General features: G+C 38.5%; 10 protein-coding genes. 4 read left to right on the top strand and 6 right to left on the bottom strand.

Features of this window, described 5'->3' with window-relative positions:
* Positions 1 to 12 precede the first annotated feature (12 nt).
* The 3 genes from ileS to murJ form a co-directional block, all read right to left on the bottom strand.
* Entirely contained in the window at positions 13 to 2,841 is a 2,829-nt protein-coding gene (ileS, locus tag AC0VZ4_RS05860; RefSeq protein WP_337150889.1) for an isoleucine--tRNA ligase, read from the bottom strand.
* A 5-nt stretch (positions 2,842 to 2,846) separates the two neighbouring features.
* Positions 2,847 to 3,797, bottom strand: coding sequence for a bifunctional riboflavin kinase/FAD synthetase (gene ribF / locus AC0VZ4_RS05855; RefSeq protein WP_475441178.1), 951 nt, complete (start codon positions 3,795 to 3,797; stop codon positions 2,847 to 2,849).
* Between the two features lie 84 nt (positions 3,798 to 3,881).
* Positions 3,882 to 5,420 carry a murein biosynthesis integral membrane protein MurJ gene (murJ, locus tag AC0VZ4_RS05850; protein WP_475441177.1) on the bottom strand — a complete coding sequence of 513 codons (1,539 nt, stop codon included), beginning with the start codon at positions 5,418 to 5,420 and terminating at the stop codon, positions 3,882 to 3,884.
* A gap of 295 nt (positions 5,421 to 5,715) precedes the next feature.
* Here murJ and rpsT point away from each other — a divergent pair, with 295 nt between their 5' ends.
* Positions 5,716 to 5,976: a 30S ribosomal protein S20 gene (rpsT, locus tag AC0VZ4_RS05845; RefSeq protein WP_002958225.1), complete on the top strand. Its 261-nt coding sequence runs from the start codon at positions 5,716 to 5,718 to the stop codon at positions 5,974 to 5,976.
* Between the two features lie 69 nt (positions 5,977 to 6,045).
* Here the strand turns inward: rpsT and AC0VZ4_RS05840 are convergent, their stop codons facing one another.
* Positions 6,046 to 6,429: a response regulator gene (locus AC0VZ4_RS05840; RefSeq protein ID WP_007376916.1), complete on the bottom strand. Its 384-nt coding sequence runs from the start codon at positions 6,427 to 6,429 to the stop codon at positions 6,046 to 6,048.
* Between the two features lie 104 nt (positions 6,430 to 6,533).
* Between AC0VZ4_RS05840 and AC0VZ4_RS05835 the strand changes: the two genes are divergently transcribed.
* The gene (locus AC0VZ4_RS05835; RefSeq protein WP_033040243.1) at positions 6,534 to 6,977 is read left to right on the top strand and encodes a hypothetical protein; all 444 of its coding nucleotides are present in this window, start codon (positions 6,534 to 6,536) and stop codon (positions 6,975 to 6,977) included.
* 106 nt (positions 6,978 to 7,083) lie between these two features.
* Complete coding sequence (locus AC0VZ4_RS05830) at positions 7,084 to 7,329, top strand: hypothetical protein (protein ID WP_007376914.1); 246 nt, start codon at positions 7,084 to 7,086, stop codon at positions 7,327 to 7,329.
* Between the two features lie 784 nt (positions 7,330 to 8,113).
* Here the strand turns inward: AC0VZ4_RS05830 and AC0VZ4_RS05825 are convergent.
* Positions 8,114 to 9,034, bottom strand: a complete 921-nt coding sequence (locus AC0VZ4_RS05825) for a 2-hydroxyacid dehydrogenase (protein ID WP_475441176.1) — start codon at positions 9,032 to 9,034, stop codon at positions 8,114 to 8,116.
* A 192-nt stretch (positions 9,035 to 9,226) separates the two neighbouring features.
* Entirely contained in the window at positions 9,227 to 10,642 is a 1,416-nt protein-coding gene (locus AC0VZ4_RS05820) for an IS4 family transposase (RefSeq protein WP_475441175.1), read from the bottom strand.
* Between the two features lie 453 nt (positions 10,643 to 11,095).
* Here AC0VZ4_RS05820 and olsF point away from each other — a divergent pair, with 453 nt between their 5' ends.
* The gene (gene olsF, locus AC0VZ4_RS05815; RefSeq protein WP_475441174.1) at positions 11,096 to 12,805 is read left to right on the top strand and encodes a bifunctional ornithine lipid synthase OlsF; all 1,710 of its coding nucleotides are present in this window, start codon (positions 11,096 to 11,098) and stop codon (positions 12,803 to 12,805) included.
* Positions 12,806 to 12,837 lie beyond the last annotated feature (32 nt).

Genomic DNA, 12,837 nt, shown 5'->3' with positions numbered 1-12,837 from the left:
TAAGAATAACTCCTAAGCGAATTGACGCTTTTCACCTTCGCCATCAACATTACTTACACAGCGACCACAAATTTCAGGATGAGCTGGGTTAACACCTACATCTTCACTGTAATGCCAACAACGCTCACATTTAGCAGCATCTGTTGCAGCAACACTAATGAACAAACCTTCAATTTCGGTAGCTTGTGTATCAGCAGGCTGGCTATCAACTTCAGTAACATTTACCGCTGATGTTAACAATACAAAACGCAGTTCATCACCAAGCGCATTTAACTTAGCGGCAAGCTCTTTACTCGTAAATAAATTAACCGTTGCTTGAAGTGTTGCACCAATGACTTCTTCTTTACGTGCAGCTTCTAATAAGCGGTTTACTTCGTCACGTACTGTTAGAATTTCTAACCAGTCATCGTTACTAAATTGGCTATTTGTTGGTGCTTGTAAGCCATCATACCAAACTGATGTAAATACGTAGTCACTACGCTCACCCGGTAAAGCTTCCCAAATTTCTTGTGCGGTAAAGCTCATAATAGGGGCCATCCAACGCGTCATTGCTTCTGCTATATGATAAAGCGCTGTTTGACAAGAACGACGTGCATGACTATCGCTCTTAGCTGTGTATTGACGATCTTTAATAACATCTAAATAGAACGAACCAAGTTCACCCGTACAGAAGTTCATTAGCTTTTGCGTTACTAATAGCATTTGGTAGCTGTCGTACGCGGCTAAAATCTCGTCTTGTAACTGAGCAGCACGGCCAACAATCCACTTATCAAGCTCAACCATATCATCAACAGCTACTTGATCAGTTTTTGGATCAAAACCATTTAGGTTAGCAAGCAAGTAACGGCTGGTGTTACGAATGCGACGGTAACGATCGGCTGAACGTTTAAATATTTCATCCGACACAGTCATTTCTGCCGTGTAATCGGTAGAGGCAACCCATAAACGTAGAATGTCGGCACCTAGTTTATTCATCACATTTTGTGGTGAAATAACATTGCCTAGTGACTTAGACATTTTGCGGCCATTTTCATCAACAGTAAAACCATGAGTCAATACTTGGCGGTATGGCGCATGACCATTAATAGCAACAGATGTCATCATTGATGACATAAACCAACCACGATGCTGATCAGACCCCTCAAGGTATAAATCAGCTGGACCAACTAGGTCTTCACGTGCGTCTACAACACAAGCGTGCGATACACCTGAGTCAAACCATACATCTAGCGTATCTTGCACTTTCATGTATTGCTTGGCGTCTTCTTCACCAAGTAATGTAGCTGGTTCTAAATCGTACCATGCTTGAATACCAGACTTTTCAACAAGCGCTGCTGCTTGAGCAATTAGCTCTTGTGTATTTGGGTGAAGTGCCCCAGTGTCTTTGTCAACGAACAACGCGATTGGCACGCCCCAAGTACGCTGGCGAGAAATACACCAATCTGGGCGGCTTTCAACCATGTTAGAAATACGGCTTTCGCCCCACTCTGGTAACCATTGCGTGTTTTTAATTTCTTTTAAAGAATCTTGACGTAAGTTAGCCTGATCCATGCTTACAAACCATTGTGGTGTAGCACGGAAAATGATTGGTGTTTTATGGCGCCAACAGTGTGGGTAACTATGCGTAAGCGCATGATGATGCATAAGCGCACCGTGCTCTTTTAATACTTCAATTACGCTCGCATTCGCCTTAAATACGTGCTGACCTGCAAAAAGTTCGGTATCTGGTAAATAAACACCATTTGCACCAACAGGGTTAGCCACTTCAAGGTTGTAATTTAAACCAGCCACGAAATCTTCTTGACCATGCCCAGGTGCGGTATGTACAACACCAGTACCTGAATCAGTCGTTACGTGTTCAGCAACAATCACTGGTACATTAAAATCATAAAAAGGATGGGCTACTTGCAAGTTTTCAAGCGCAGCACCTTTTACATACCCTAGTACGTGAAAGTGATTAAAACCAAAGCGGTCCATAGCATCTTTAACAAGCTCAGAGCCTAAAATTAGACGTTGTTGTACGCCTTCATCTTCAACCTGTACCAACGCATACTCTAAATCGGCATGCACAGCCACAGCGCGGTTTGCAGGAAGCGTCCACGGTGTTGTTGTCCAAATAACAGTACCAACACTGCCTTCACCTTTATGACCATCAGCCAAATCAAATGCACTCACAACAGCATCTTGATCAACAAATGTAAAACGCACATCAATCGCTGGAGATTGCTTATCTTGGTATTCAACTTCTGCTTCTGCTAATGCAGAACCACAATCTGTACACCAATGCACAGGCTTAGCACCTTTATGCAAATGACCTTTTTCAATAATACGACCAAGTACACGAATTGCATTCGCTTCAAAGTCAAAGTTCATTGTTAAGTAAGGCTTATCCCAATCTGCAAATACGCCTAGACGTTTAAAATCAACTTTTTGACCTTCAACTTGTTTTTTAGCGTATGCACGGCATTTTTCACGAAACTCACTCGCAGTAACTTTTACACCTGGCTTGCCTACTTTTTTCTCAACCATTAACTCGATTGGTAAACCATGACAATCCCAACCTGGAACTAATGGTGAATCAAAGTCAGATAATGTTTTAGACTTAACAATAATATCTTTTAATATTTTATTAACTGAGTGGCCTAAATGGATATCGCCATTTGCATACGGAGGGCCGTCATGCAAAATAAAGGTTTTTTTACCTTTCTTAGCGCTGCGAATTTGACCGTAAAGGTCGTCCTCATACCATGCTTTAAGCATTTTTGGTTCACGTTGTGCCAAATTGCCACGCATTGGAAACGGTGTTTCCGGTAAGTTCAAAGTATGTTTATAGTCGCTCATTTATCCTACATTCCGTCTCTATCGGCTACCTGATTTAAACCAAAACACTGCTTAGCGGCAGCAACATCAGTTGCTATTTGCGCCGTTAATTGTGTTAATGTCTCGAATTTTTTCTCATCGCGAAGTTTTTTTATTAACTCCACATGCATAAATTGTCCGTAAATATCCTGTGCAAAATCAAAAAGGTGAACTTCTAATAATGCACGAGTTCCATTGAATGTCGGCTTATTACCTACATTTGCAACTCCAAAAATCTGTTTTCCTGCAATCGTTGCTTGCACTGCAAACACTCCGTTAACAGGACACACTTGGCGTTTTAGGGCAATATTTGCCGTTCTAAAACCGAGTTCGCGTCCTCTTTTCCAGCCATGTATAACACGCCCAGAAATAGCATAATCGTGACCAAGCATTATTTTAGCACTCGCTAAGTCACCGGATGCTAAAGCATCTCGTATTAAAGTGCTGCTTACTCTAGCATTTAATTGACGAAAGCTCGCGGTGCTTTTTACATCCATGCCCGCTTGCTTACCCATGCTAGCAAGTAAGTGAAAGTTACCTTGGCGTTGCTTTCCAAACTTAAAATCATCACCAACAGTAAGTGCTTTAACACCTAACTTTTTAATTAAAATCTCATTAACGAATTGCTCAGCATGCATGTTTGCAAATTGCTGATTAAAGCTAATGCAAATAACTCGCTCAATACCTAAATCACTTAACAAACATAGCTTATCTCGCAAGCGCGTTAGCCGTGCTGGGGCATTATTTTTAGCAAAAAACTCTTGTGGCTGAGGCTCAAACAGCATTACAGTGCTAGGCAAACTATGTGCTTTAGCATCAATAAGTAAACCTTTTAATACTTCTGCGTGGCCTAAATGAACACCGTCAAAATTACCAATAGTTAACACACAACCAAAATGGTGCGGGCGAATATTGTGTATACCTCTAATTAACTCCATGCCACCTAATGCCTTGTTTAGCGAGTTATTAATTACGACTAAAAATTAATTAAAGTCGCAGAGTTGCCGATTATAATCTTTTTTTTAATTTGATTCAGTAATTGCTACACTTTTTATCGTATTTAGTCTAACGCCCATCAAAAATAGCATTGCAAAGTAACTAATACCTGCCAAAGCCACTAATGCTATCAATAACACTACCTGATGTGTAAAGCTCCATGCAGCCCAATAATAGTAACTGCTCACAAACCATGTAACAGCTCCCATAACCGCACTTGCAACAACACATTTAAGTGTAAAACGTATACTCATTGATGAGAACTGGTATACATTTTCTTTTTTAAGCTGCCTGTATAATAAAAATGCATTGCAGCTAGCCGATAACGAAGTAGCAAGTGCTAACCCTAAATAACCAATGAAAGGAGCCAGCATAATGTTAAACACCATATTAAGTACTAAGGTGATAATACCAATACGCACCGGCGTTTTAGTGTCTTGGCGAGCGTAAAAGCCAGGAGCCAGTACTTTAATTAGCATAAAACTTACAAGCCCTACTGAATATGCTACTACGCCTAGGCTTACTGCTTTGACATGATCAATACTGTCTTCTTTAAATGCACCGTGGTCGAACAATACGGTAATAATAAGTGGACTGATGATCATTAAGCCTATCATTGCTGGTAGGCCTAAAAATATAACAAAACGCACTCCCCAATCGAGAGTCTGCTGAAAGTCGCTACTTTTTTTACTGCTATGTAGTTTAGAAAGCGCCGGTAAAATAACTGTCGCAATACCAATACCAAATAAACCCAGCGGAAATTCAATTAAGCGGTCTGAATAATAAAGCCATGCAATTGAGCCCGTCATCAGTAATGACGCAATCATGGTATCTAGCAACAGATTAATTTGACTAATAGAGACACCAAACAAAGCCGGTAGCATAAGTTTTCGTACTTTTTTTACGTTTTCGTCTTGCCATGCCCAACGCGGACGCGCCAACATTTTTGCACGGTATAAAAATGGAAGTTGAAACAAAAGCTGTACAACGCCACCAATAAATACGCCAATTGCGAGAGAATAAGCCCCGACGCTAAATTTATCATGTAAAAAAATTGCACATGTAATAATAGAAACATTGAGTAGAACAGGTGTAAATGCAGCAACAGCAAAACGGTTATACACATTCATGACTGCACCACTAAGCGCCACTAAACTTACAAAAAATAAATAGGGGAATGTAAATTTAAGTAATGAACTTGCAAGTTCAAATTTTTCGGCATTAGGCCCGCCCTGCCACCAATCTATAAACCAACCAGTACCAAATAATGCTGCAATAACAGGGGAGGCAACAACACCTATAATGGTGACAATCAATAAAATGGTTCCTAATGTACCCGCCGCTTGTGCAACAAAAAGCCTGACCTTGTCGTCACCTTGTTGCTCTTTAATTTCACTCAACACGGGTACAAATGCTTGTGCAAACGCCCCTTCTGCAAATAAACGACGTAGAAAATTAGGAATACGGTTAGCAAATAAAAAAACATCAGCAGCTGCACTTGCGCCTAACAAGTTAGCAACGACTGCATCTCGAACGAGCCCTAAAATACGCGATATCATAGTCATACAACTAACTATCATACCGGAGCGAAATAAACCTTTTGACACCTTAAACCTACTCAAAAATCCCTAAGAGAGGCGATTATGCCACAGTCTTTTTTATAAATCGCTTTAAAGCACTAGGCTGGGGGTCTGTGCTTTGTTACAATGTCGGTATTAACTGCTAAAGCGGCAAATTGATGCTCGTTATATGGTGCAGTTTTTCTTGGATTGTTAAATTTAAATTGACATTCATGATTGAAACAGGCATATTCCACGGCCTTTAATTTAAGCTTTATTTTAAGATTGTTAGGAGCAAACCTTGGCTAACATCAAGTCTGCAAAAAAACGCGCTATCACAAGCGAAAAAAACCGTCAGCACAACGCAAGCCGTCGTTCAATGATGCGCACTTACTTCAAAAAAGTAATTGTTGCTATTGAGGCGGGCGATAAAGAAGCTGCACAGCAAGCTTTTTCTGTTGCTACACCTATCCTAGACCGTTACGCAACTAAGGGTCTAATTCACAAAAACAAAGCAGCTCGTCATAAGAGCCGTATAGCAGCTAAGATTAAAGCTCTATAATTTTTTTTTGATAGAATATAAAAAACCGGCTTTTGCCGGTTTTTTTTTATTTAAAATTTAATTATATAATTACACGTTTTCTAAATCTGGATAGAACTTCTTAAGCATTGCCGCTATTTTTTTAGGAGTGAATGGCTTAACCACAAAACCTTTAGCGCCTTTATCTATCGCATCTTTTACATTCTCTATACCCGAATGAGCCGATACCATAACAACATTAGTCTCAGGGCTTAATTCATTTATTTGTGCAATTAATTCTTTACCATCACCATCAGGTAATTCAATATCTAAAAAGATGATATTATATTTCGCAGCGCGGCACTCGCTAATACACTGTGAGGCGGTAGATGCTTCCTTTACGTTATCTATCCCTAAATGCATCAGCGTTTGACTTAAAAAGCTGCGTACAGTGCTAACGTCATCTACAATTAAAATTGATAGCTGCGTATTCATCTTCATTCCTCATAGGCTACAAGCCAAATTTACGTTATTATATTGGTATATAAATTTATTCATTTAATTATAGAGACCTACACCAAAAAGGCCAGATCTGCTTTATGTCAAAAACACAAAAAAAACAAACACTACTTGGAAAAACGCCTGCCAAAAAAAAGCAAGTACAACAACGTAGGCCTCGTACAGCATCGCAAGGCGCAATAAGTGAAACTCAAAGTCCGACTATTTCTAGCCAAGGTGGCAAAGAAACTAAGTCAAAAAAAGGTTTAATAATAACTTTAAGCATTGCTCTATTAATAATAATAACGTTTCCAAAGCCGACATTACTCACCTATAAAAAATTAGGGATGGTAAGCGAAAGCATTTATTGGCCTGGTGTATTTGGCTACGGAGCTACCATTATAGATTCAAACTTGCACCCACAATTAGATTCTAGACGAAAATCCCTTTATTTATGTACTAATCCAGAAAGTTTAAATAACTGTCAAAAGTATCAAGTCATAGCAGATCATGGTTTATTTGCAGCGATTGGAAGTTATTTTTAGCATTAAAAAAACTAATCTGAAAATTTAAAATTACTTGGTTGAAAGGTGTGCAAAATATCAACATAATGGCGCTCCTTTTTTCTACAACTGAACTATTGAAACGACCATGCTAAACGAGCTAGATTGGCTTTTAAACACGATACTACTTGCACTAGGTTTAGGTGCATTCTTTATTAACCAGATAACACTGCTACGCGTTGCCGCGATTAGTGCATGTGGTCTGTTATTTTTATCTTTTAGCTTAGATCTTATGTCGTCGAGTGTTATTTCAAATATGAGTTTGGTGCTGATAAATACTTTTTACTTGTTCAAAGTTTATACATTTGGACAGTTCAATGTAACTCAAAGTTAACAACTTTCCCTTAGATTATTTTATAGCCCAGCATTGCTGGGCTTTTTATTGCAAAAATAGAAAGGTTCTCGGAAACATCCTAAATTTAGAAAAATTATTGTCATTAGCAAAATTTTGGGTGAGTAAGACCGTGTTTACTCTTTCAAGGCTGAATTTGTATATTGGATTGCTTGCTCTCCCACATTCAACGCTCGATTCAAAAATTAGACGATAAATTTTTATTCTTAATTTAGTTGTTATCACTAATTGCTCCAGCATCCGTGCAGTCGTATATCAGAAATATTTAACGCAGTTAGCGTCAGATTTAATCCCTCAAATTGATTAAGTATTATTGCGGATTGGTACTACCTAGATGTGAGTGGGTAATTCTAAGGAAATAACTTGGCTCTGGATAATAAATCGATCTCAGGCAGCTATTTTCAGCGCTAACTGCGTTGGATTTACTTGCAATAAGCCCGAAGGTTTCAGTCGATTAAGTAATCTCTTAACCAAAGTTTAGGTTAAATAGTATTTATGGAAACGATAAAAAAGCAAAAATTTAGAAATAACCACAGCAAAATTAAATAATTGACTGTAGCATTGTGTAATTACAGAACAGTCGGTTGATTAAACCAAGCAGATACACCCAATACAATAATCGAAATAACAATTAAACTTAACTTCACACCACCTTGATTCGTCTTCATAACACCCTCTTTATTGTTTTTATTAATGAGAATATCTAACAACAATAATAAAAATTACAAGTGTTAACAAGTAGTTTGTTAAATCATTTAACTATCCATTAATAACCTTTCGTTCTATCTATTAGATTATTAAGTTTACTACCTTGCTTTAAACATTCAATATTTTCTGCTATTTGCTCAATAACACTTCTTAAATCAGATAATGCGGCACAGTGAGGCGTCAGTGTTATTTTTGGATGCTGCCAATATGGGTGGTCGATTGCGAGTGGCTCTTGCTCAAAAACATCTAAAGTAGCTACTCGTAAGCTATCTGTATTTAAAGCATCTAATAAATCTTGCTCAATAACATGCTCCCCACGGGCAACATTAATGAGTCCTGCATGGACTGGAAGCTTTGATAATAATGTGCGATCAATTATACCGGTAGTTTCTTGTGTAAGTGGCAATAAACAAATTAGATAATCTATATTAGGAAGCATTTTATTAAGGCCTTGTTTAGCATAAAACATTTCAACATTAACTGCCTTTTTCTCTCTTTGCGCCCATGCACTTACAAGAAAGCCATTACTAACAAGCTTTTTTGCACACGCCTTGCCCAACTCACCAAATCCTAAAATACCAACATTTTTATAGCTATAAGCACGCTTTGGCTGCCAACTTTGCTGGTTTTGTTTAATAAAATACTCTTTAAAACGTAACTTTTGCGCTAATACATGAGCAAGTACATATTCAGCCATATCCTCTGCCAACTGAGTATCAACAATGCGCACAACCTCAACATTACTAGGTAATAATGCTAAATCGATACTGTCAACTCCAGCACCAAAAGACGAGACAACTTCTAAATTAGGAAGTTGTGACCACATTGTTTGCGGGGCTTTCCAAGCAAGTACAAAGTTGACTTTATCCAAACTCTGGCAATCTGGCCACTCTTCAATGCATACATTAGGTAACCGTATTTTTAATTGCGCCATTAATTTTTTGTTATCTCGCCCTGTGATAGCAACTAATACAGACATCTTTATTTCCAAATAAGTTTCGAGTTTAACTAATTATACTAATCGAGATATCTTTGCCTAGGGCCTACTGACCTTTTCTGATTGAAATTCGTTCAATCTAGGGGCGATTAAATCGCGGCGCGAGGTTTGTAACCTAGTGGGCTCGGTAACTGCTCCTGCGTTACCCTAGTGGCTTACATCCCTGTCTCTTGATCACAACTTTTCTGTCTGCTGAATTGATATTAACAATTCGGCAGATTCGACCATTTCTGCTAATTTCAACCACCCCTTCCAGAGTGCTTTTACGCCAACTCGACCATTTCTTTTACTGTCATACCACCCTCCCAATTTCGCTAAACTATAGTATAGCCAATGGAGAGACGGTACTTTATCCGGCAACACATCCTTTTCAACCTTTGCCCATAGTAATTTCCACGTCATCTCTTTAACACAAGTTGTACATCTCACTTCTTTGTCTAATTCACTCCTTTGCGCCATATTTTGCAGCTGTAATAACCTGACAGCAATAAACGCTTTAATGATCGCAATTCGTAAAATATTATCACTGTGCTGCAAACGTAAATCTTCTACTTCGGTTCCATCTGTTTTCCATGTTTTATGAAACTCCTCTACACGCCAGCGAAGTTCATAGTATCTTACTAATTTCTGGGCATCTTCTGCTGTATTTACGGGCTCTGTCGTATATAAAATCCAACATAATGGATTTTTTTGCGTACTTTCTTTTTCCTGACAGACAATGACATTGACGCTCAATGTCGGTGATTCTTGCCCTTGTACTCGCTTAGGCTTGGCGAGTGTTATAGGTTGATAGCTCAATGTAATTCGGGCCTGACGCGCTTTTCTTCCCGCACGTTGCGCTATATTAATAGTGTAACAACACTGACCCTGCGCTGTTTCTATTAACTGATTGAGATTGCATTGAGGCTCTATTAATTTTCTATTTTCTTTTGCTCTGACTAAAAATCGATGCCCTTCATCTTTTTGGTAAGTCATGTACTCATAAATGTCAGCTTCTCTGTCGCAGATGTTAAGTATATTTGATAATTCACCTGTACGTTTTTTTATATCCATTAATGTTTGTTGCCAGCGATAGCTTTCTTTCTCTTCGTAAGGGCGTTGCTGTTGTTGATCTTTAGTCCCTTTAACCTTTGATTTCCTAAACCAATAGGACTGGTCGAGTAAACCAATAACGTGCTCCGTATCTGCATCAATTGCTAAAGTTGAATGCGCATATAGCGTTCTTGTTTTTGATGGTTTTCCTAATGTATTTGTACAGTTCACATCGCCTAATTCTTTGCAAACACTGTGTTTAAATGTCAATCCTGTCGTATCTTGGATAGCGAGAACCAAAGGCAACTGCTTTACCGCTTCACTCGTTTGTGAGAATCCTGAATCGGCAATCGCTTGAGGGGATATTTTCTCATTTCTAATGAAACGATAAGCGGCTTCAATTTTTGCGGGTGTATCAGAAGCCTTAACAATTGAGCTGTCTGCATTCTCAGCCATATCGCTTGCTAGTAGAGCTAATCGTCGGGTGCGTCTCGGATCTCCTAAATTAGCGTTACCAAAAATTAATTGAGCCCATTCTTCAGAAGTGTTTGTGTGCATATGATAAATCTATGAGTGATAATGATCGATTAGATCACAGACTTAACGATATTCAAAGACTTGTGTATAAGAGACAGGCTTACATCCATGTAAGAATAAGTAATACCAACCTGCATAAATCTTTGATCAATTTAACGAATTAAATTGCACTATAACGTCGTTAAAAAATTTTTATTTAGAACAACTAGATACAAAGAATTTTGCCTAGTCCTAGCGTAATTTTCTTAACGTTAAATAGACCCCATATATAAGCTGATTGGTATAAAAACCGAGCAACAAAGAGTAAATTGCCCCTAGGCAGAGTCCTACGGGCTGCGGATGTTTAACCTCAAAAGATAAACATGCCTTGGCTCAATTCGCACTTTAAAAAGTCACACAACTGCAAAGTAACTGTCACACCCTTTTTTTATTCTAAGTAAATGGTAAACATGCCAATGCGTGAAAGAGGTTTATATGATTAGTATTGATAAAGTGATTGCAGCAAATTTACCACAATTAGAAAAATCACCAAAAGTAAAAGGCCTTGTAAAAAAAGGGCTAGGGTATCTGTTACATGAACAGGAGTTTGTTGCCTTTGGTGATGCTTACCCTCACTTGCAAGGTTTAGAGTTTGTTGAACAGGTATTAGATGAGCTTGATTTTGATACACGCTACAAACCTAAACAAATTGAACATATCCCCAATGAAGGTAAGCTGGTTATTGTTGCAAACCACCCTATCGGCTCTTTGGATGCACTTGCACTTATTAAAGTACTCTCAACTGTTAGACAAGATTTAAAGGTTGTAGCTAACCGTATGCTGATGTCGGTTACCCCCATGCATGAACTGTTACTACCCGTTGATAACTTATCTGGAACAAGTAAAAAACAAGAACTCAATAATATCCACCAACACTTAAAAAACGAAGGTGCACTGCTTATATTCCCTGCCGGTGAAGTCTCTCGTTTGAGCCCCACAGGCATAAAAGATTGCAAGTGGAATAGCGGTTTTTTACGTATGGCAAAAAAAGCCAACTGCCCCATTTTACCTGTTTTTATAAAAGCTAAAAACAGCCCTTTATTTTATGGCACATCAATGATTTATAAGCCTCTAGCGAGTTTGCTACTGGTCAAAGAAATGTTTAAGCAACGTCAAAAGTCATTGGAGTTTGAAATTGGAGCTTCAATTCCGCCTGAGTCTTATTTGATAGAAAATCTAAAAGATAAAGAAGTTGTAAACCTTATTCGTAAGCAGCTTTATAGGCTAACGTCTAAAAAGCCGTTACCACTAAAAACACAAATGCCTCTTGCTATACCTGAATGCAGAAAAGAGCTAAAAAAAGCGATTGATCAATGCCAGTTGCTGGGTAAAACAATCGACGATATGCATATTCACCTTTATCAATATACCGGTAGCTCTGCGGTGTTTAGAGAGCTAGGTCGATTAAGGGAAATTGCATTTAGAGCAGTGGGAGAAGGCAGCGGTAAGCGTCGAGATATAGATAAATATGATATGGATTATCAACATCTTGTATTATGGGATCCTACTCAATTAGAACTCGTTGGTGCATACCGATTAGCTTGTGCGCAAGATATAATAAAAAAACACGGACGAAAAGGGCTCTACACCGATAGCTTATTTTCCTATACAGAGGCCATGACCCCCTACTTACACCAAGGTATTGAGCTTGGTCGCAGCTTTGTACAACCAAAGTATTGGGGACGTAAAAGCTTAGACTATCTTTGGTATGGTATCGGCGCCTTTATTAAAAACTACCCACAATACCGTTACTTATTTGGCGCTGTAACCGTACCTAATACCCTACCAGAGCAGGCAAAAGCCATGCTTGTTTATTATTATCAACATTACTACAAAAACAATGTGCAACTAGCAATGCCTAACAATGAATTTAGACTAAGCGATCAACAACTAACACAATGCCAAACAGTGTTCAGTGGCAACAATGTGAAAGAAGATTTTGTAGAGCTTAAGCACGTACTAGCCAATATGGGAGCGCAAGTCCCCACATTATTTAAGCAATACACTGAGCTCTGTATGCCCGGTGGCGTACAGTTTTTAAGTTTTAGTATTGATCCCGACTTTAACAATTGTATAGACGGCTTGGTTTTAGTCAACCTAGAAAGCGTAAAAGAGAACAAAGCAAAACGTTACTTAAAAAAATAATAACTAGTGCAAAAACTAGAAAAATTTATTAC

The organism is Pseudoalteromonas sp. QJM3NY_22, assembly GCF_056173065.1.
This window is presented reverse-complemented; position numbering and strand designations above follow the sequence as displayed.

Coding starts and splice junctions, on each gene's coding strand:
- ileS (WP_337150889.1), bottom strand. CDS start 2,841: ATGAGCGACTATAAACATACTTTGAACTTACCGGAAACACCGTTTCCA.
- ribF (WP_475441178.1), bottom strand. CDS start 3,797: ATGGAGTTAATTAGAGGTATACACAATATTCGCCCGCACCATTTTGGT.
- murJ (WP_475441177.1), bottom strand. CDS start 5,420: ATGACTATGATATCGCGTATTTTAGGGCTCGTTCGAGATGCAGTCGTT.
- AC0VZ4_RS05840 (WP_007376916.1), bottom strand. CDS start 6,429: ATGAATACGCAGCTATCAATTTTAATTGTAGATGACGTTAGCACTGTA.
- AC0VZ4_RS05835 (WP_033040243.1), top strand. CDS start 6,534: ATGTCAAAAACACAAAAAAAACAAACACTACTTGGAAAAACGCCTGCC.
- AC0VZ4_RS05830 (WP_007376914.1), top strand. CDS start 7,084: ATGCTAAACGAGCTAGATTGGCTTTTAAACACGATACTACTTGCACTA.
- AC0VZ4_RS05825 (WP_475441176.1), bottom strand. CDS start 9,034: ATGTCTGTATTAGTTGCTATCACAGGGCGAGATAACAAAAAATTAATG.
- AC0VZ4_RS05820 (WP_475441175.1), bottom strand. CDS start 10,642: ATGCACACAAACACTTCTGAAGAATGGGCTCAATTAATTTTTGGTAAC.
- olsF (WP_475441174.1), top strand. CDS start 11,096: ATGATTAGTATTGATAAAGTGATTGCAGCAAATTTACCACAATTAGAA.